Annotated in this window: 15 protein-coding genes; 12 read left to right on the forward strand and 3 right to left on the reverse strand. The window is 71.8% G+C overall.

Features of this window, described 5'->3' with window-relative positions; genetic code table 11:
• The first annotated feature begins 266 nt into the window (after positions 1 to 266).
• The 7 genes from ABZ738_RS07045 to ABZ738_RS07075 all read left to right on the forward strand — a co-directional run bounded on the left by ABZ738_RS07045 (position 267) and on the right by ABZ738_RS07075 (position 8714).
• Positions 267 to 1331, forward strand: a complete 1065-nt coding sequence (locus ABZ738_RS07045) for a BMP family ABC transporter substrate-binding protein (RefSeq protein WP_357211789.1) — start codon at positions 267 to 269, stop codon at positions 1329 to 1331.
• Positions 1332 to 1582: 251 nt separating this feature from the next.
• Positions 1583 to 3232: an ABC transporter ATP-binding protein gene (locus tag ABZ738_RS07050; protein ID WP_357211791.1), complete on the forward strand. Its 1650-nt coding sequence runs from the start codon at positions 1583 to 1585 to the stop codon at positions 3230 to 3232.
• A gap of 76 nt (positions 3233 to 3308) precedes the next feature.
• Positions 3309 to 4631 carry an ABC transporter permease gene (locus ABZ738_RS07055; RefSeq protein WP_131051654.1) on the forward strand — a complete coding sequence of 441 codons (1323 nt, stop codon included), beginning with the start codon at positions 3309 to 3311 and terminating at the stop codon, positions 4629 to 4631.
• A gap of 3 nt (positions 4632 to 4634) precedes the next feature.
• Complete coding sequence (locus ABZ738_RS07060) at positions 4635 to 5918, forward strand: ABC transporter permease (RefSeq protein ID WP_131051653.1); 1284 nt, start codon at positions 4635 to 4637, stop codon at positions 5916 to 5918.
• A 16-nt stretch (positions 5919 to 5934) separates the two neighbouring features.
• Positions 5935 to 6648: a cytidine deaminase gene (locus tag ABZ738_RS07065; RefSeq protein WP_357211653.1), complete on the forward strand. Its 714-nt coding sequence runs from the start codon at positions 5935 to 5937 to the stop codon at positions 6646 to 6648.
• The gene (locus ABZ738_RS07070) at positions 6645 to 7925 is read left to right on the forward strand and encodes a thymidine phosphorylase (protein WP_131051651.1); all 1281 of its coding nucleotides are present in this window, start codon (positions 6645 to 6647) and stop codon (positions 7923 to 7925) included. The genes ABZ738_RS07065 and ABZ738_RS07070 overlap by 4 nt, the downstream gene beginning before the upstream one ends.
• A gap of 108 nt (positions 7926 to 8033) precedes the next feature.
• A complete protein-coding gene (locus tag ABZ738_RS07075; protein ID WP_131051650.1) occupies positions 8034 to 8714 on the forward strand; it encodes a DUF4272 domain-containing protein in 681 nt (226 codons plus the stop codon).
• Here the strand turns inward: ABZ738_RS07075 and ABZ738_RS07080 are convergent.
• Complete coding sequence (locus ABZ738_RS07080; RefSeq protein ID WP_176092532.1) at positions 8711 to 9700, reverse strand: putative RNA methyltransferase; 990 nt, start codon at positions 9698 to 9700, stop codon at positions 8711 to 8713. The genes ABZ738_RS07075 and ABZ738_RS07080 overlap by 4 nt on opposite strands.
• A gap of 74 nt (positions 9701 to 9774) precedes the next feature.
• Between ABZ738_RS07080 and ABZ738_RS07085 the strand changes: the two genes are divergently transcribed.
• Positions 9775 to 10854, forward strand: a complete 1080-nt coding sequence (locus ABZ738_RS07085) for an adenosine deaminase (protein WP_357211655.1) — start codon at positions 9775 to 9777, stop codon at positions 10852 to 10854.
• Between the two features lie 15 nt (positions 10855 to 10869).
• Here ABZ738_RS07085 and ABZ738_RS07090 read toward each other — a convergent pair whose 3' ends face one another.
• Positions 10870 to 11211, reverse strand: coding sequence for a hypothetical protein (locus ABZ738_RS07090; protein ID WP_254876712.1), 342 nt, complete (start codon positions 11209 to 11211; stop codon positions 10870 to 10872).
• Positions 11212 to 11672: 461 nt separating this feature from the next.
• Here ABZ738_RS07090 and ABZ738_RS07095 point away from each other — a divergent pair, with 461 nt between their 5' ends.
• The 4 genes from ABZ738_RS07095 (at position 11673) to ABZ738_RS07110 (ending at position 16623) form a co-directional block, all read left to right on the forward strand.
• On the forward strand, positions 11673 to 15149 hold the full coding sequence (locus ABZ738_RS07095; RefSeq protein ID WP_357211657.1) for a nitrate- and nitrite sensing domain-containing protein: 3477 nt from the start codon (positions 11673 to 11675) through the stop codon (positions 15147 to 15149).
• On the forward strand, positions 15146 to 15550 hold the full coding sequence (locus ABZ738_RS07100; protein ID WP_131057168.1) for a roadblock/LC7 domain-containing protein: 405 nt from the start codon (positions 15146 to 15148) through the stop codon (positions 15548 to 15550). Before ABZ738_RS07095 ends, ABZ738_RS07100 begins: the two co-directional genes overlap by 4 nt.
• 100 nt (positions 15551 to 15650) lie before the next feature.
• Positions 15651 to 16028 carry a DUF742 domain-containing protein gene (locus ABZ738_RS07105; protein WP_131057170.1) on the forward strand — a complete coding sequence of 126 codons (378 nt, stop codon included), beginning with the start codon at positions 15651 to 15653 and terminating at the stop codon, positions 16026 to 16028.
• A 1-nt stretch (position 16029) separates the two neighbouring features.
• Positions 16030 to 16623: an ATP/GTP-binding protein gene (locus ABZ738_RS07110; RefSeq protein WP_117228677.1), complete on the forward strand. Its 594-nt coding sequence runs from the start codon at positions 16030 to 16032 to the stop codon at positions 16621 to 16623.
• A 427-nt stretch (positions 16624 to 17050) separates the two neighbouring features.
• Here ABZ738_RS07110 and ABZ738_RS07115 read toward each other — a convergent pair whose 3' ends face one another.
• Positions 17051 to 19417: a transposase gene (locus ABZ738_RS07115; RefSeq protein ID WP_357211660.1), complete on the reverse strand. Its 2367-nt coding sequence runs from the start codon at positions 19415 to 19417 to the stop codon at positions 17051 to 17053.
• Positions 19418 to 19454 lie beyond the last annotated feature (37 nt).

The following is a 19454-nucleotide window of genomic DNA, read 5'->3' on the forward strand; positions in this document are numbered from 1 at the left end:
CCCGTCGATCATCGCCGGAAAGGGACTTAACGGACGCACCTTCGCCCGCCTGTCGCCACCCTGAGTGATCTGCCCCACCGGAGCATTACGTACGGGTAACAGGCCTCCAACAGTCCTGCACGATTGTCGTTCGGCAGGTGGGCGCGGGCGTACGCTCTGCGTCCGTAACGTGGGATGCCGGCGGCACAGCGCAAGCCGGTTCAAGGGAGCCACCGCAACCACGCGGTGTGCAGTGGGAAGGAGACGTCTTGCGCTCGGTGCGTGGGATGCGGATCGCCTCGGTCATCGCGGCGGGTGGGCTCGTACTGAGCGCCGCCGCCTGTGGCGAGGCCCCGGATGAGGACAACAACGCCGGTACGGGCGGCGAGAAGTTCACCGCCTGTATGGTCACCGACGTCGGCGGCATCGACGACAAGTCGTTCAACGCCTCGGCCTGGAAGGGCCTGCAGGACGCCAAGGCTGAGAACAGCAACATCGAAATCAAGAACACCGCGTCCAAGGCCGAGGCGGACTACGAGCCGAACCTCACCCAGTACGTGAACCAGGACTGCAACTTCATCCTGGCCGTCGGTGGCCTGATGACCGACGCCACCAAGAAGATCGCCGAGGCGAACACGGACCAGCAGTTCGCGATCGTCGACGCCAACCCCGGGGTGGGCAACGTCTACCCGATGGAGTTCGACACCGCCCAGGCCGGCTTCCTCGCCGGATACGTCGCCGCCGGCATGAGCGAGAGCGGCAAGGTGGCCACCTACGGCGGCATGAAGATCCCGCCGGTGACCATCTTCATGGACGGCTTCGTCGACGGCGTCGCGCACTACAACCAGGCCAAGAGCGCCGACGTGCAGGCCCTGGGTTGGAACAAGGAGACCCAGAACGGCTCCTTCACCAACGACTTCATCAAGCAGGACGAGGGCAAGAAGGTCAGCGACGCGCTGGTCGCCCAGGGCGCGGACATCATCATGCCGGTCGCCGGCGGCGCCGGCCTCGGCACCACCGGTGCGGCCAAGGCCTCCGGCGGCAAGTACAACACCATCTGGGTGGACGTCGACGGCTGCGAGAGCACGCCGGACTGCTCGGCGATCATCACCACCGTGGTGAAGAACATCCCGGGCGCCGTCAAGGAGGCCGTGCTCAAGGCCGCCGGTGGCGAGAAGCTCAACGCCGAGGAGGGCTTCGTCGGCACGCTGGCCAACGACGGCGTCTCGATCGCCCCGTACCACGAGTTCGAAGGCAAGGTCCCGGCCGAGCTCAAGGCCGAGGTCGACAAGCTCAAGGCGGACATCGCCGCCGGCACCGTCAAGGTCGAGTCGGCCGCCCAGCCGAAGTGACCCGTCACCGGTCGCCCCGGTGAGACGATCACCGGGGCGACCGGTACGCGGAGCCGAATCATGATCCGGCCGCTCCGGCGCGGGGAGACCCGCGCTCGGGGCGGCCGGTCCGCGCCCCCGGTCGGGTCCCGGCCGCACACCGTCCGCCAGCAGCTACGCTGCACCATCGCTTCGCACTCCAGGAGGTTGCGCTGAGACTCGAACTGCGCGGCATCACCAAGCGGTTCGGTGATCTGGTCGCCAACGACCACATCGACCTGACGGTGGAGCCTGGAGAGATCCACGCCCTGCTCGGCGAGAACGGCGCGGGCAAGTCGACCCTGATGAACGTCCTCTACGGGCTCTACCAGCCCGACGAGGGCGAGATCCTGGTCGACGGCACGCCGCTCAAGCTGCGCGGCCCCTCCGACGCGATCGCCGCCGGCATCGGCATGGTGCACCAGCACTTCATGCTCGTACCGGTCTTCACCGTCACCGAGAACATCATGCTCGGCGCCGAACAGGTGCGCGGCGGCATCGCCGGATTCCTGGACCGGCGCCGCGCGCGCCGCGAGGTCGCCGAGGTCTCGGAGCGCTACAACCTGCGGGTCGACCCGGACGCGGTGATCGAGGACCTGCCGGTCGGCGTCCAGCAGCGGGTCGAGATCGTCAAGGCGCTGACCCGCGACGTCGACCTGCTCATCCTGGACGAGCCCACCGCGGTGCTCACCCCGCAGGAGACCGAGGAACTACTCACCGTGATGCGGTCGCTCAAGGCCGCCGGCAAGTCCATCGTGTTCATCACCCACAAGCTCGGCGAGGTCAAGGCGATCGCCGACCGGATCACGGTGATCCGGCGCGGTAAGACGGTGGGCACCGCGTCGCCCGACGCCAGCCGGGACGAGCTGGCCGCACTGATGGTCGGCCGCAGCGTCCGGCTCACCGTGGATAAGGCGCCGGCCACGCCGGGCGAGCCGGTGCTGGAGATCTCCGGCCTGGTCGTCGACGACGACCGGCAGGTCCGCGCGGTGGACGGCATCGACCTGACCGTACGCGCGGGCGAGGTGCTCGGCGTCGCGGGCGTGCAGGGCAACGGGCAGACCGAACTGATCGAGGCGGTCATGGGGCTGCGCCCGGTGCTCGCCGGGACGATCAGCCTCGACGGTCAGCGGGTCGACGGCTGGAGCACCAAGAAGGTGCTGCGCGCCGGGGTCGGCTACGTCCCCGAGGACCGCAGTGTCGACGGCCTGGTCAAGGAGTTCAGCGTCGCCGAGAACCTGGTGCTGGACATCTACGACCGGCCGCCGTTCGGCAGCGGGCTGTCGCTCAAGCCGGACGCGATCGCGAAGTCGGCGCAGGAGCGGATCGACCAGTTCGACGTCCGGACCTCGTCGGCGCAGGCGCCGGTGGGCACGCTCTCCGGCGGCAACCAGCAGAAGGTGATCGTGGCACGGGAGCTGTCCCGGCCGCTCAAGCTCTTCATCGCCGCCCAGCCCACCCGGGGCGTGGACGTCGGTTCGATCGAGTTCATCCACAGCCAGGTCATCCGCGAGCGCGACGTGGGCACCGCCGTGCTGGTGGTCTCCAGCGAACTCGACGAGGTGATCGGGCTGGCCGACCGGATCGCGGTGATGTATCGCGGCCGGGTCATCGGCATCGTCGGCCCGGACACCCCGCGCGAGGAGATCGGTCTGCTGATGGCGGGCATCACCCCCGACGCGACCGGCGGTTCCCCGGAGAGCACCCCAGCCGCCGACGGCACCGCCGTGGCGACCATCGACCGGGACGACGCAGCGGTGACCGACGCGGACGCGGCGAGCGCCGACGGCACGACCGCGACCACCGACCGCGACGTCACGGCCACCACCGACGGCGTGGCCCCGGCCCCCGAGGGTCCCGGCAACGAGGACGAGAAGGCATGAGCGAGCTCTGCGAGCGAATCATCAGGCTCAGTGCGGTGGTGCCTCATGACGGTACGGAGCGAAGCGGAGTGCCGGCATGACCACTTCTTCCCAGCCTGGCTCGCCGGACAAGGAACCGGCGAGCGAGGAGCAGGCCAACCGGACGGCGATCGGCAACACCGAGCGCGCCGAGACGGCCACCACCGGGCAGTCCCCGCAGGGACGGCCCACCCTGGGTCGGCTGTTCCTGGAGAACCTGTGGGCGGCCAACACGTTCACCGTGACGCTGCTGTCGCTGGTGCTGGCGATGGTGGTCGGCGCCATCCTCATGATCATTTCTGATCCGGACGTGCTGGGCACCTACGCCTACTTCACCGCCCGCCCCACCGACGCGCTCAACGCGAGCTGGACGCTGGTCAGCGAGGCGTACGCGAACCTGTTCAAGGGCAGCGTCTTCGACCCGGCCGCCACCACCGTCAACGCGGCGCTGAGCCCCATCTCGGAGACGCTCACCTACACCGCGCCGCTGGTCTTCACCGGCCTGTCGGTAGCGCTGGCCTTCCGGGGCGGCCTGTTCAACATCGGTGCCCAGGGACAGGCCACCATGGGCGTGATCCTGGCCGCGCTGGCCGGGTTCCTGCTGCCGCTGCCGCCCGGCCTGCACCTGCTGGTCGCGGTGCTGGCCGGTGCGGTCGGCGGCGCGATCTGGGGTTTCATCCCCGGCATCCTCAAGGCGCGGACCGGCGCCCACGAGGTGATCAACACGATCATGCTCAACTACATCGCGGTCTACTTCCTGACCTGGCTGATCGTGCAGAACGGCGTGCAGGACCCGAACCGCACCGACGCGATCAGCCGGCCGGTGGACGCCTCGGCCCAACTGCCGCGGCTGTTCGGGGACGGGCTGCGGGCGCACGCCGGAATCATCCTCGCCGTGCTGGCCACCCTGGCGGTCGCCTGGCTGCTCAACCGCTCCACGCTCGGCTTCGAGCTGCGCGCGGTCGGCGCCAACCCGGACGCCGCCCGCACCGCCGGCATCAGCGTCACCCGGACGTACGTGCTGATCATGGTCTTCGCCGGGGCGCTGGCCGGACTGGGCGGCTCGCAGATGGTGCTCGGCACCACGGCCGCCGCCCTGACCCCGCTGGTGGTCGCGCAGATCGGCTTCGACGGCATCCTGGTAGCCCTGCTCGGTCGCGTGAAACCGTGGGGAGTGGCGCTGGCCGCGCTGCTCTTCGGCGCGTTGCAGGCCGGCGGCAACCGGATGCAGTCGTACTCGGGGATCTCGCTGGAGCTGGTCACCGTGCTCCAGGCGCTGATCGTCATCTTCATCGCCGCGCCGGCCCTGGTGAAGGCGATCTTCCAGCTCCGGGCGGCCCGCGCCGCCCGGTTGCAGACGAGCCTCGCGAAGGGCTGGTGAGGCATGTCCACCATGGCCGTCCCCGACGTCGCGGTCGCGCAGGTCGACGAGGGCTTCTGGACCCGGACCCGCAAGGTGGGCCTGGTGCTGTCGGCCCTCGGCCTGCTGGCCACCGTGCTGTTCGGCGCGCTCGCCACCGGTGAGCAGGCCCGCTTCACGCTCAGCGAGGACTCCGCCGGGGCCGCGTTGGAGATCCACGGGACGGTCGGCGCGGTCCTCTTCGGACTGATCGCGCTGGCCGCCGGGGTGGCGATGCTCGCCACCCGCCTGCCGAAGCGCTGGTTCGTCCCGGTGCTCGCCGTCGGTCTGGTCGCCTTCGTGCTCTCCTTCCTCTGCTGGCAGGTCTCCGCCGCACCGACCGGGCAGAACTTCATGCCGCTGGTCAACATCGTGCGCGGCACGTTCCTGCTCGCCCTGCCGTTGATCTTCGGTGCGCTGGCCGGTGTGCTCTGCGAGCGCTCCGGCGTGGTCAACGTGGCCATCGAGGGTCAGTTGCTGATGGGCGCGTTCAGCGGCGCGCTGTTCGGCAGCATCAGCGGCAGCATCTGGGTGGGCCTGGTCGCCGCCGCGATCGGCGGCGCGTTCATCTCGCTGCTGCTCGCCGTCTTCTGCATCCGCTACCTGGTCGACCAGGTGGTCATGGGCATCGTGCTGAACCTGCTCGCGGTCGGCATCACCGGCTTCCTCTACGAGCGGCTGATGCAGACCGACGCGGCGCGCTACAACAGCGCTCCCCGGTTCAGCAACTGGGAGATCCCGCTGCTCTCCGACATCCCGGTCCTCGGGCCGGCGCTGTTCCAGGCGAACATCTTCCTCTATCTCGCCCTGCTGCTGGTGCTCGTGATCCACATCGCGCTGTTCCGCACCCGGTGGGGTCTGCGGACCCGCTCGGTCGGCGAGCACCCGACGGCGGCGGACACCCTGGGCGTGAAGGTGCTGCGGGTGCGCTACCGCAACGTACTGCTGGCCGGGGTGGTGGCCGGCATCGGCGGCGCGTCGTACACGCTGGCGCTCTACTCGTTCACCAAGAACATGATCGGCGGTAAGGGCTTCATCGCCCTGGCCGCACTGATCTTCGGTCGGTGGAGCCCGACGGGGGCGCTGCTCGCCGCGCTCTTCTTCGGCTTCGCCGACCAGTTGGCCACCTACCTGGGCGCGATCAACAGCATCATCCCCGGCCAGTTCCTGGCCATGCTGCCGTACCTGGCGACGATCCTGGCCGTGGCCGGGCTGGTCGGCCGGGTCCGGGCACCCGCCGCCGACGGCAAGCCGTACATCAAGGGCTGATCCAGGGGAGCGCAGCATGGAGATCGACTGGGCGCGGTTGCGCGCCGCCGCCACCGAGGTGATGCGGCACGCGTACGTGCCGTACTCGAAGTTCCCGGTGGGCGCGGCGGCACTCGTCGACGACGGCCGGGTCGTGGTGGGCTGCAACGTCGAGAACGCCGCGTACGGTGTGGTGCTCTGCGCCGAGTGCGGCGTGATCTCCTCGCTGCACGCCACCGGCGGAGGCCGGATCGTCGCGCTGTCCTGCGTCGACGCCACCGGTGAGCCGCTGATGCCGTGCGGGCGCTGCCGGCAACTGCTCTGGGAACAGGGCGGGCCGGAGTGTCTGATCGAGGCCAGGGGCGGTCCGCTGCGGATGGCGGAGCTGCTGCCGCACGCCTTCGACGTGGCCGACCTCGACGCGGTGACCCGGGAACGGCCGGTGCCGGTGGTCCCCGACCGACTGGCCGCCTGGCGGGGACGCGGCACCGTCTTCGTGCACCCCGACCTCTCCGCCGGCCAGCAGATCTGGACGGCCTACTGGGAACGGTCGGCCGGCGACGACGCGGGCGCCGAGACCGGGGTGCTGGAGGAGGCGCCGACCTGGGACGACCCGGCGGAGGCGATCACCTGGGGGTTGGCGCGTACGCCCCGGGTCGTGGTGGTGGACGCGTCGGGGACGATCTTCTGGGCCGGTGAGGGTGAGCCGCCGGTGGAGATTCCGGTGCGGTGGGATGGGACTCAAGGGTGAGTGTGTTTACTGCGGTTGACGTGATTCGGGCGAAGCGGGACGGGGGAGTGCTCTCCGACGCGCAGATCGACTGGGTGGTGGACGCGTACACCCGGGGGGCGGTGGCCGACGAGCAGATGTCGGCGCTGGCCATGGCGATCCTGCTGAACGGCATGACGGGACCGGAGATCGCCCGGTGGACGGCCGCGATGATCGCCAGCGGCGAGCGGCTCGACCTGTCGTCGGTGTCCCGGCCGACCGTGGACAAGCACTCGACCGGCGGTGTCGGTGACAAGATCACCCTGCCGCTCACCCCACTGGTGGCCGCGTGTGGCGCGGCGGTGCCGCAGCTCTCCGGGCGCGGCCTCGGGCACACCGGCGGCACGCTGGACAAGCTGGAGTCGATCCCGGGCTGGCGGGCCGCGCTGAGCAACGAGGAGTTCACCGCCCAACTGCGCGATCTCGGGGCGGTGATCTGCGCCGCCGGGTCGGGGCTGGCCCCGGCCGACCGCAAGCTGTACGCGTTGCGGGACGTCACCGGCACGGTCGAGGCGATCCCGCTGATCGCCAGCTCGATCATGAGCAAGAAGATCGCCGAGGGCACCGGCGCGCTGGTCCTCGACGTGAAGGTCGGCTCCGGCGCGTTCATGAAGTCGGTCGACGATGCCCGTGAGCTGGCCCGGACCATGGTGGAGCTGGGCGGCGCGCACGGCGTCCGCACGGTCGCCCTGCTCACCGACATGTCGACGCCGCTCGGCCTGGCCATCGGCAACGGGGTCGAGGTCACCGAGTCGGTCGAGGTGCTGGCCGGCGGTGGCCCGGCCGACGTGGTGGAACTGACGCTGGCACTGGCCCGGGAGATGCTCGACGCCGCCGGGCTGCCCGACGCCGATCCCGCAGCCGCCCTGCGCGACGGGCGGGCGATGGACGTGTGGCGGTCGATGATCCGCGCACAGGGCGGTGACCCCGACGCGCCCATGCCCACCGCGCCCGAGGTCGAGGTGGTGCGCGCCGAGACGGACGGCTACGTCGCGACCGTCGACGCGTACGCCATGGGGGTTGCCGCGTGGCGGCTCGGCGCCGGCCGGGCGCGCAAGGAGGACCCGGTCAGCGTCCCCGCCGGGGTGCTGTTGCACAAGCGGCCCGGTGACCCGGTGCGGGCCGGTGACCCTCTCTACGAGCTGCGTTCCGAGAGTCCGGAGAGGATTCCGGGGGCGCTGGCGGAGGCGGCCCGGGCGGTGACTCTCGCGGCGACACCGTCGGTCCCGAATCCACTGGTCCTCGAACGGGTGGAGTGAGTCCACCCTGGTCGCGCCCCATGGTGCCGGGCCGGTCTGGCCGCTATCCTCGCAGGCCAGGGGGGACAATCGGCGCCCGAGACATCATGACCAGACAGGGATGTTGCCGTGATCGTGCCTGCCCCCGACCCTCGCGAGGTGCGTGAAGCGAGCCTGGAGGAGCTGTCCCGGCTGCGGCTGCCACTGCCGCCACCGCAGTTCCCGCTGGTGTGGGAGCCCGGCGACGAGATCGAGTTGCGGCCGACCCCGGAGGTCGAGGCGCGGATCGCCGTCCTGCACCTGATCCAGGCGCGCTGCTTCGGTATGCCGCCGCAGGCGGCGATGAGCTGGTTGCTGGCGTCGCACCTGTTGGAGATGGTCACCCCGCCGGAGTTCCAGTTCGTCACCGGCGCCAAGGGCGACCACCGTTCGTTCGTGCTGCACCACGACGCGCTCTTCGCCCTGACCTGGGTGCTCGGCCTGACCAAGCAGCTCGATCCCACGCTGCCGGTGGACGAGCGGCTGGTGGAGCGTCTGCCGAACATCGTCGAGGGGGAGACCTTCCGGCGCTGGCAGGCCCGCATCCTGACCGCGCCGCAGCATCCGGCCGACGCCGCCGCCCTGCTTGACCTGCACTACTGCCTGGACTGGGCGTACCTGGAGGTGAGCCGGGCCGGGCGGTTGTTGCCGGGGCTGGTGGACGCCAACGCCATCGGCCAGCGCCGTTGGGCGCTGGAGTGGGCGGTGATGCTGCGCGGGCCGTACCACGACGAGCCCCCGGGCTGGGAAGAGGTCGACCTCTCCACCTAGGGACGCGGGCGGTACACGCCGAGCCGGACCGAGACGGTCACCCGGACCGGCTCGCCGAGGGCGGTGATCCGGTCGGCCAGCCCGGCCGGGTCGGTGTGCCAGGCGCTCGGTCCCATGCCGACGAGTGTCCGCACGTCCGCACCGGTCAGGCGCAGCTCCTGTCGGTGCGCGGTGTGCGACTCCTCGACGAAGTGCCCGCCGAGGCCGGCGGCGACCCGGTCCGCCTTGGCCGGGTCGACCCGGAGCAGGTCGAGCGCGTCGACCAGCTCGGTGAGGTGGTCGACGGCCGGCGTCACCACCAGCAGCCGCCCGGTCGGTGCGAGGACCCGGTGGAACTCGGCGCCGTTGCGGGGCGCGAAGACGTTCAGCAGCAGCGCCGTCGACGCGTCCGCCAGCGGCAGACGCTGCCAGGTGTCGGCGACCGCCGCGGTGATCCGGGGGTGCGCCCGGGCGGCCCGGCGCAGCGCGGGCTTCGAGACGTCCAGGGCAAGACCGACGGCCGCCGGCAGCGCCGCCAGCACCGCGGCGAGGTGCCGACCGGTGCCGGCGCCCGCCTCCACCACCAGCGGGTACGCCCCGACGTCGTCGGTCGGGACATCCTGGTGCGGCCCCTTTGCTCTGCTTACCTCGGCGCAACAGACACGCCCGGAAACCGGTGCGTCCGTTGAAGCAGAGCAAAGGCAGCGCGGGACACCTGGGTGCGGGGTGGCGGCCTGCCCGGTGACGCGGGTGGCGGCCTCGGCGAGGGCGGCGGAGATCAGGTCGTAGTGGCCGGCGGCGAGGAAGTCCGCCCGTGCGGCGACCATCTCCGCGCTGTCGCCGCCGTGCGGGGCGCGGCCGGCGAGCAGGTTGACGTAGCCCTGCCGGGCGATGTCGAAGCTGTGCCGACGCGGACACGTCAACGTGCCGGCGGCACCGGCGGAGACCTCGCCCAGCGGGTCTGCGCAGACCGGGCAACGCAGCCGCTCGACGACGCGAGTTTCCATCACCACAGCAGGTTGCAGGCCAGATCCACGCTCCCGAGCGTACCCAGCGGTCCGCTGCGGACTAGGGTCTGGTCATGGCCGCGAACATCGGGTATGAGGACATCGTCAAGGCGCCGAAGGCGTTGCTGCACGACCACCTGGACGGCGGTCTGCGGCCCGCGACGATCGTCGAGCTGGCCGCCGAGGTCGGTCACGAGCTGCCCACCACCGACCCGGCGGAGCTGGGGCGCTGGTTCGTGGCGGCGGCCGACTCGGGTTCGCTGGAGCGCTACCTGGAGACGTTCGCGCACACCGTGGCCGTGATGCAGACCGCTCCGGCGCTGCGCCGGGTGGCCCGGGAGTGCGCACTGGACCTCGCCGCGGACGGGGTGGTCTACGCGGAGGTGCGCTTCGCCCCGGAGCAGCACCTGGAACGCAATCTGAGCCTGGACGAGGTGGTCGAGGCGGTGCTGGCCGGGTTCGTCGAGGGCAGTGCGCTCGCCGCCGAGGCCGGTACGCCGATCCGGGTCGGCACGCTACTCACCGCGATGCGGCACGCGGCGCGCTCGCAGGAGATCGCGGAGCTGGCGGTTCGCCATCGCGACCACGGGGTGGTGGGGTTCGACATCGCCGGTGCCGAGGCCGGTTTCCCGCCCACCCGGCACCTGGACGCCTTCGAGTACCTCCAGCGGGAGAACTTCCACTTCACGATCCACGCCGGTGAGGCGTTCGGGCTGCCCTCCATCTGGCAGGCGATCCAGTGGTGCGGAGCCGACCGGCTGGGCCACGGCGTACGCATCGTGGACGACATCACCGTCGGCGCGGAGCCGGTGCTCGGCCGGCTGGCCGCGTACGTGCGGGACAAGCGGATCCCGTTGGAGCTCTGCCCGTCGTCCAACGTGCAGACCGGTGCCGTGGCGTCGATCGCCGAGCACCCCATCGGGCTGCTGCGTGACCTGCGGTTCCGGGTCACCGTGAACACCGACAACCGGCTGATGAGCGGCACCTCGGTGTCCCGGGAGATGGCGTTGCTCTGCGAGGCGTTCGGCTACGGCTGGCGTGAGGTGCAGTGGTTCACCATCAACGCGATGAAGAGCTCCTTCATCCCGTTCGACGAGCGGCTCCGGATCATCGACGAGGTCATCAAGCCCGCGTACGCCAAGCTGCTGGCCTGAGTCTGCGGCGCCGGCTCACCGGGCCGGTGGGTGGCCGGGGCGGTGCAGGCCGGCGACCTGACGCAGGATCTCCCGGGCGCGGGCGGCCTCCGCGCCCAGTCCGGTCTGGCGGCGCAGCACGGCCGGCTCGGCCCGCAGCAGCGTCACGCCCCGGCGCAGCAGCACCCGGGGGCCCTTGCGCTGCTCGGCCAGGTCGCGGGCCAGTCGACGGAGGAAGGTCGCCCCGCGCGGTCGGCGCAGCGCGTACGCCCCGGCGAGCACGCCCCGGAGTCGGCACTCCTCGACGATCTCCGCGGCGAAGATCCCTTCGGCCACGAAAAGTGGCGAGTCGGCCAGCTCGAACGGCCGATTGGCCACCCGGCGGTCCTCATTGATGGCGTATACCGGGACGTCTGCCCGACCGTCCATCGCCAGTCGGGTTATCACCTCAACGGCTGTTTCGGCGTCCCACGAGGCGGGCGACTCCCAGTCGATCTGGCCGTCTCGGCGTGGTAACGATGGGTCATCGCCATTCTTGTAGAAATCGTCCAAACAGAGCACTGGCAGGCCGGTTTGTCGCGCTACGTACGACTTCCCGGAGCCGGAGGGGCCGGCGAGCAGGACGACTCGGTGCGGGGGCTTCATTACCTTCAGTGACTCCGAACAGACGGACCGCGATCAAATTGCGTCAACATCTCATCACACCTTTGGCTGGGGCCAACCTGGGCTTTCTCTTTCCGGAGAGGCGTGATGGAATCTCGGATGGTCCGACCCGCCGGGTCGGCTGCTGGGCGTTGTCCGCAAGACAACGCGGACGCTGCAATCACGAGGGCGGTGACGTGAGCAAACGACCGAAGACGGCAGGCTCCTTCCTGTCGCGTATGGGTCGACCGGTCGGTCGGCTCCGCGACATGCCGATCTGGTCCAAGCTCGGTCTCATCATGATCGTGCCGACCATCGCCACGGTCGTCGTGGGCACGAGCGGTCTGGTCGACCACCTGGACTCGCTCAGTGACGCCAACCGGGCCGGCGACCTCGCGGAACTCATCGGGCACTCCGGTGCCCTGGTGGACGGTCTGCAGGACGAGCGGACGGCTGCCGTCCTGCTCCTCGGCGTGCCGCCGCAGTCGGCCGGGCAGGCCGAGTCGGAGGCGAAGAAGAACGCCTCCGCGCGCTACACCGATGTCGCGGGCGCCGTCGACCGGGCCACGGATCCCTACTCGTCGCAGCGCTCCGACCTCACCGACCTGCCGCCCAGCCTTCAGGATCTGTTGACGGCGATCGACGAGCGCCTCGGTGACCTGCCGGGCACCCGGAGCCAGGTGATCAACGGCAAGTTCAAGATCACCGACACGCTCCAGTCGTACGACGAGCTGATCAACCAGCTGCTCTCCGTGCGGGACTCGGCCAGCCAGCTCGCCGGTGACAACGACCTGAGCGACCGGATGCGTGCCTCCGCCGCCGTCGCGCGGGAGAAGGAGTGGCTCTCCGTCCGCCGGGTGGTCGTGCACCGCGCCATGATCCAGGGCGGCATGAGTTCGACCCTGCGCACCGACTACATCTCCAGCGAGACCGGCCAGCAGCAGGCGCAGCAGAGCTTCAACGCGGTCGCCACCGAGGCCGAGGCGGAGTTCCACGCCCAGACCGTCGGTGGTGGTGACCGGCGTGAGGCGACGATCTATATCAGCCAGGTCAACGCCGACACCTCGGACACCCTCGGCGGACTCGACTTCACGCCGGAGCAGTGGGACACGGCGCTGGTCGCCAACGGTCGGCTGATCCGGTCGGTGGAGTCCAAGTTCGACTCGGACGTCGCCGCCGAGGCCGCCACCCTCCGCTCCGACGTGCAGCGGCAGGTGTTCCTGGAGACCGGCCTGCTGCTGACCACGCTGCTCTTCGCTATCTTCCTGGCGTTCCTGGTGGCCCGCTCGATGGCCCGTTCGCTGCGTGACCTCCGACAGGGCGCGCTCTCCATCGCCCAGTACGGCCTTCCCCAGGCGGTGGCCCGGCTGCGCGACCCGCAGGTCACCGGCCAGCTCTCGCCGATGCAGCTCGCCAACCAGATCGCCGAGCCGCTGCCGGTGCGCAGCAAGGACGAGTTCGGGCAGGTGACCGAGGCGTTCAACGCCGTCCACCTGGAGGCGGTCCGGACCGCCGCCGAGCAGGCCGCCCTTCGGGCGTCCGTCGCGACCATGTTCGTCAACCTCGCCCGCCGTTCCCAGATCCTGGTCGACCGGCTGATCGGCCACCTCGACCGGCTGGAGCGCGGCGAGGAGGACCCGGACCGGCTGGCCGAGCTGTTCCAGCTCGACCACCTGGCCACCCGGATGCGCCGTAACGACGAGAACCTCCTGGTCCTCGCCGGTGCCGACTCGACCCGTGTCCAGCGGGAGCCCGCCGCGCTGATCGACGTGCTCCGGGCGGCCCAGTCCGAGGTCGAGCACTACACCCGGATCGAGTTCGGCGTCATCGACCGGGACATCGAGGTCGCCGCGCACGCCGTCAACGACCTGGTCCACCTGGTCGCCGAGCTGTTCGACAACGCGACCGCGTTCTCTCCGCCGGACTCCCAGGTGCTGGTGGAGGCCCGCCGGGTCGGTGACCGCGCCACGCTGTACGTCGAGGACCGCGGCATCGGCATCAGCGCGGAGCAGTTGACCGACCTCAACGAGCGCCTCGCCACGCCGCCGCAGGTGGACGTCGCGGTCTCCCGGATGATGGGCCTGGTCGTGGTCGCCCGGCTGGCGTCCCGGCACGCCGTCCGGGTGGAGCTGCGTCCTGGCAACGACCGGGGCACCGTCGCCGACGTCACGTTGCCGCCGACCGTGCTGGTGCCGCGTGCGCTCTCCGGCCGTGGGCAGCAGCACCCCGCGCTGCCTCCTGCCGCCCCCCAGCCCGGCCCGGCCCCCGCGTTCGGTGGCATGCCGCCGACGGGTCACAACGGCCACGGTCCGGGCATGCCGCAGGTTCCCACGCAGCGTCCCGGTGGCTCCGGCAACCAGGTGACCCTGGGTGGCCGACCCTTCGACCCGGCCAGCCGCAACGGTGCCGGTGCACCCGGCTTCATGGCCGGCGCGGGCAACCTGCCCGCCTGGTCGGACCTGACCGGTGCCAGCGGCGTCCCGGGCGGCAACAACTTCGCCCCGCGGAACCCGAACGGGTCGTCGCACGACCCGCTGCCGCAGCGTCGCCACACCGACGAGCCGCACTCGGGGCAGCAGCCGAACATCCCGCGTCAGCTTCCGAGCAGCCCGGAGGCGGCTCCCTACGCGCCGCCCGCGGTGTCCGCGCCGCCGGTGCCGCCGGTCTCGTCGCCGCCGGTCTCGGGTACGCCGTACTCCGCGCCGCCGGTCTCCGGCGCCCCGGTCTCCGGGCACCCGGTCTCCGGTTCGCCGGTCTCGGGTGCGCCGGGCGGCTTGCCGCAGCGGCCCGTCTCGCCGGGCACCGGATACCAGCAGCCCTCGGCGCCGCCGGCCTGGCCGCCGGTCGCCGGGGAGACGGCCGCCCCGGCGGTGCCCGAGCGACTGGCCGCCGCGCTGGACATGACCACCGAACTGCCTCGGGTGTCGCGTCAGACGCCGCAGCAGACGCCGTCCGCCTGGCCGACCTCGGCGCCGCAGCCCCAGCCGACCACGCCCACGCCGCCGCAGGCCCAGAACCGGCAGCGGTACGCGGACGAGACGATGGAGCTGCCGATCTTCCGGGAGCTGGAGTCCGCGTGGTTCCGCACCCGTCGTCCGGGGCCGGAGGAGTCGGCCGGCGCCCGCCAGCCGGCGGCCAACGGCGCCACGACCCAGCAGATCACCGCGATCGACCCGGGTCGGCCCGCGCCGCAGCCTCCGGCCGCGCCGGCAGCCAAGCCGCCGATGGCAGAGGCACCGACGGCCGCAGCCGCGTCCGGCGGGAACGGCGGGTTCCGTCCCAGCGGTGGCGGCGAGAACAGGCCCTCGTACCGGTCCGCGCCGCAGGATAATGTGTGGCAGACCGCGGCCGACGACGGTTGGCGGGCCGCCAGCGCGGCCAGCCAGGCGCCGGCGGCGGCCGCCGCCACCACGCAGACCGGGCTGCCGAAGCGGACGCCGATGGCCCAGCTTGTGCCGGGTGCGGTCGAGAAGCCGGCGGCCACGGTGCAGAAACGTAACCCCGAGTCGGTGCGCGGTCTGCTCTCCGCCTACCACCGGGGTGTCCAACGGGGACGTAACCACCCGTCGGACAGCAACCCGACCGGCCCGGAGGGAACTTCGGGCGGGCAGCAATCCTCGCAGTCTGGCTCAGGCCCGGTGGCCGGGAGCGGGCAGAAGGAGCAAGAAGGATGACTAGTACGCAGGATCTCGGTTGGCTGTTGGCCAACTTCGCCGATCGGGTACCCGGTGTCGCGCACGCGGTCGCCGTCTCCGCGGACGGCCTGCTCCTGGCGTCGTCACGAGACCTTCCGCGGGATCGGGCGGACCAGCTGGCGGCCATTGCCTCCGGCCTGGTCAGCCTGACCCAGGGTGCCGCCCGCTGTTTCGAGGGAGGGGCGGTGCTGCAGACCGTGGTCGAGATGGACAACGGCTTCCTGTTCCTGATGTCGATCTCCGACGGCTCGTCGTTCGCGGTCCTCGCCGCGCGTGCCAGCGACGTGGGACAGGTCGGGTACGAGATGGCTCTGCTCGTGGACCGGGTGGGCGATGCGCTGACTCCGGCGCCACGTACCGCCGTCGGGATGATGGGCTGAGCGTCGCGCCAGCCGGTGGGGCGGGTGAGGCGCGAACACGACTTACGAGGAGTAGCGCCGGTGCGAGCCGGTGCCGGGGACGAAGGAGGTGAGCGGCGACATGGCCGATCGTGACGAGCCGACCGGCGCTTTGGTCCGTCCATACGCCGTGACCCGCGGTCGTACCCGTCCTCGCCTCGACATCGCCCTGGAGGCGCTGGTCGAGACCACGGTGCGCGGTCGGGCCGTTGCCACAGGCAACGGCGGGCAAGGCCGAGAGCACCAGTACATCGCTGCGCTGTGTGACGGACGTGTGCAGTCGCTCGCTGAGATCGCGGCGCGTATGCAACTTCCGCTCGGCGTGGCCCGGGTGCTCATCGCCGACATGGCGACGGACGGCCTGGTCGCTATCCACGAGCCGACCATCCTGGACGACTCGGACGACGCGGTGGGCACTGAATTGCTGGAGAGGGTGCTGAGTGGACTTCGCAGGCTCTGACATGTCGCACCGTCCGCCGACCCCGAGCGGGCGCGTGACGTCGGCGAAGATCGTTATCGCCGGTGGATTTGGCGTCGGCAAGACGACGCTGGTCGGCTCGGTCTCGGAGATCACGCCGCTGACCACCGAGGCCATCATGACGTCCGCCGGTGTCGGCGTCGACGACACCCGGCAGGTGCCGGGTAAGACGACGACCACGGTGGCCATGGACTTCGGTCGTATCTCGATCGATCGTGACCTGATCCTGTACCTCTTCGGTACGCCGGGTCAGACCCGTTTCTGGTTCATGTGGGATGAACTGGTCCGGGGCGCGATCGGCGCGGTCGTGCTGGTGGACACCCGCCGGTTGGCGGACTGCTTCGCGGCGATCGACTTCTTCGAGCACCGGCGGCTGCCGTACCTGGTGGCCATCAACTGCTTCGACGGCATGCAGTACCACGATCCGCAGGACGTCCGGGAGGCGCTCGCTATCTCCAGCGACGTGCCGGTGGTGGCCTGCGACGCCCGGAACCGCGAGTCGACGAAGCACGTGCTGATCTCGTTGGTCGAGTACGTGCTCACGATGCGCCGTACCCGGGCCGTCGCTCCCGCCTGACGATCGGCTGCCGCGCCCGGTGCCGACCAGGAGGGCACCGGGCGCGCAATGCTGTCCGCAGCCCGGCCGGAGGTTCGGCGGCTCGGTCGGGGCCGCCCGGCCGACCGCTCAGCTCGGGCGGTTCCAGGCCACGTCGGGTGGACCGCGAGACTGCGCAGCGTGCGTGTGGCGGCTCCGGAGCGGGCTGATGTCCCCGGGACCACCACGGCGTCCGATCGGGCCGTCACGGCGCGCTGGGCGGCGTGGATGACGCCGGCGAATGACACGGGGAGCCCTACCGTGCGGACCACCTCCACCCCGGCGGCACGCGGTGCACGATCATGACCTGCGGGGTTGGTGCGTTGGTCATGCACACGCCCGGTCGACTCGATGTCGAATCAACCGGGCGTGGGTGAAAAAACGCAGGTGAGCGGGGTTGTGGCAGGCGTCAGGACCGGTAGCCGGCGGAACGGTACTCGTACTCCCGGTCGTCGTCGCGCTCGCCGGAGTCCCGGGTGAAGTCCCAGCCACCGGCGGACTCCCGGCCCGGTCGCCCGCCGACCGCGAAACCGCCGATCTCCTGCCCGCGACGCCAGCCGCGGAAGTAGCCGGTGGTGTTCTCGGCCAGGCTGGCCGCGTCCCGGACGATGCGCAGCGGACGCTCCTCGCGCAGCGGCGAGCCGGGCACGAGGTTGGCCTGCGGCACCCGCTTGGGCAACCCGGCCCCGGTCTCGGCACCCACCGCCGGACGGGCGGCCTGCTCGGCGGCCTCCCAACCGGTGTCGGCCAGGCTGGACCACTCCAGGTCGGCGCTCTCGCCGTGCCCGACGAACCAGGCGGACCTGGCCTGAGCAAAGATCAACAGGTCGCCGTCGCCCTCGTCGGGGACGGGCGGCGGCCGGTGCTCCACCGGCGGCTCCGCGCGGCGCGCCGGCGGGGTGAGGTCCAACCGCTCCACCGGACGCCCGCCACGTGCCGGGTCACCCCGGTCGACCAGCCGCAGCGGCGGGGTCTCCTGGGCCGACTCGGCGGAGCTGCGCAGGGCACGGTCGGCCAGCGGCGGCGGCTCGACCAGTCGCAGCACCGGCGGCTCGGGCGGCAGGTCGTCGGCGAGCCACGGCGGGGTCACCCGACGCTCCGCACCGAGGTCGGCGGGGGGCTGCGGTGCTTCGTGCCGCTTCCGGTCGTCGTAGGCGGAGGTGACCACCGGATTGAGCGGCGAGGTGACGTCCGCCGGGTTCTCCGGGTTGTTCACCAGCGGCCAGTTGGCCCGCGACCCCGGGGGTGCCGTCGGCTCCTGATCGGGTCGGGGCGCCGGCACCGGAACGCTGAGGTCGGTGGCGCTGAACCCGCCGGTCGGCGGTTCGCCGTTGGTCTTCGGACGCGGCGGGATGATCGTGCGCTGCCGTTCGGCCCGCGCGCTGTTGATCGCTGCGGTGGTGAGTGTCGGCCGGAACGGTTCGCCGGCCTCGGCGGGCGGCACCGTCCCGCGCTGCGAGGGCGCGATCGGCGTGATGCCGGGCGGCGGCGGGGGCGGCGTCGAGATCGGACGGTTCGTCGGGCCGTCGATGCGCGACGGGCCGGGCTCGGCGTGCGTCGACGGCGCGGAGACGGGCGGGCCGGACATCGCAGCCGGCGTCAGCGGCATGGGTGCGACGGGCGGCGGTGCGACCGGTGCCGGGGCGACCGGCGGCGGACCGAGCGGACGCGGCGACGCGGGACCGCTGCCGGGCTGCGGCTCGGGCCGACTGCGGCGGCCACCACCGGCCGGTTCGGGCCCGGTGGGCCGGACCGGGCGCAGACCGGGGGCGGGAGCCGGAGCGGGCGCGGCGGCGGTGGAGGCCAGCTCGCCCACCGGCTCGCCCCGTCGGGCGGCGGCCCGGCGTCCGACGGCCGGTGCGGGGGGAGCGGTGCGGGCGTGCAGGGCGCCGACCAGCGCCTCGCAACCGGCGTCGCAGGCCCGGACCGAGGCGACCGCCTGTCGGATCGTCTCGGCGGCGGCGGAGGTGAGGGCCCGGTTGACCGTGGACCGGCGCGGCGTTTCGGAGATCGCCACCCGAAGCGCGGTGACCGCCTCGTCGATCGCGTCCGCCTCGCCCGCGCCCTCGGCCGCGAGCTGGGCGGTGACGGCGTCGGCGGTGACCGCCGCGTCACGACCGCGTCCTGCGGCGTCGGTGAGCATGCCCGGCTCGGGCAGCGCGTCCAGCACCGCCAGCGGGATCGACTCGGCCGGATCCGGGTAGGCCCGCAACGCGGCCGGGTAGAGCTCGCGCAGCACCTCGCGCAGCGCGGCTGCGGCGGAGTGCCGGCCGGCGGCCAGGGCGGCGTGCGCCGCGAGCACCTGCTTGTAACCGGCGAGGTCCCGGGGTGCCGGCAGGGTCACCGCGGAGAGGGCGCCGGCCTGGAGGGCGCGAGCCAGTCCGACAGCCCGTCGGACGGCCGGCGGGGCCTGCATCTCCTCCAAGGAGTCGTCGTCGGCGAACCGCTCGGCGAAGTCGTCGACCGAGTCGTCGTCGGCGATCGCCAGCGGACGACCGGCGGCGCTGAGTAGCGAGGTGACGGTGTGGTCGTCACTGTCGGCGGCAATCGCCGCACCGCTCGGCCCGCCTGAGCGCTCCACGAGCAGCGTGACCAGCCGGGCGTAACCCGCCGGGTCGTCGCTCACCTCGCAGACATGCAGCAGACGGCCTGCGTCGTCGACCACAGCGGACGTCAGCGTCGAACCGGCCGAGACCGGTCGGCCAGCCGGATCCGCCGAGGCCAGACCGCAGTACACGCGCACGAGCGCCACGGCGTCGTCCTCCTCCCGGAACACAGGGTCTTCTCTGCCAGAGACTGATGCTCCCTGGTGC

The sequence above is a fragment of the Micromonospora sp. NPDC047793 genome, from assembly GCF_040642635.1.
Lineage (GTDB): Bacteria > Actinomycetota > Actinomycetes > Mycobacteriales > Micromonosporaceae > Micromonospora.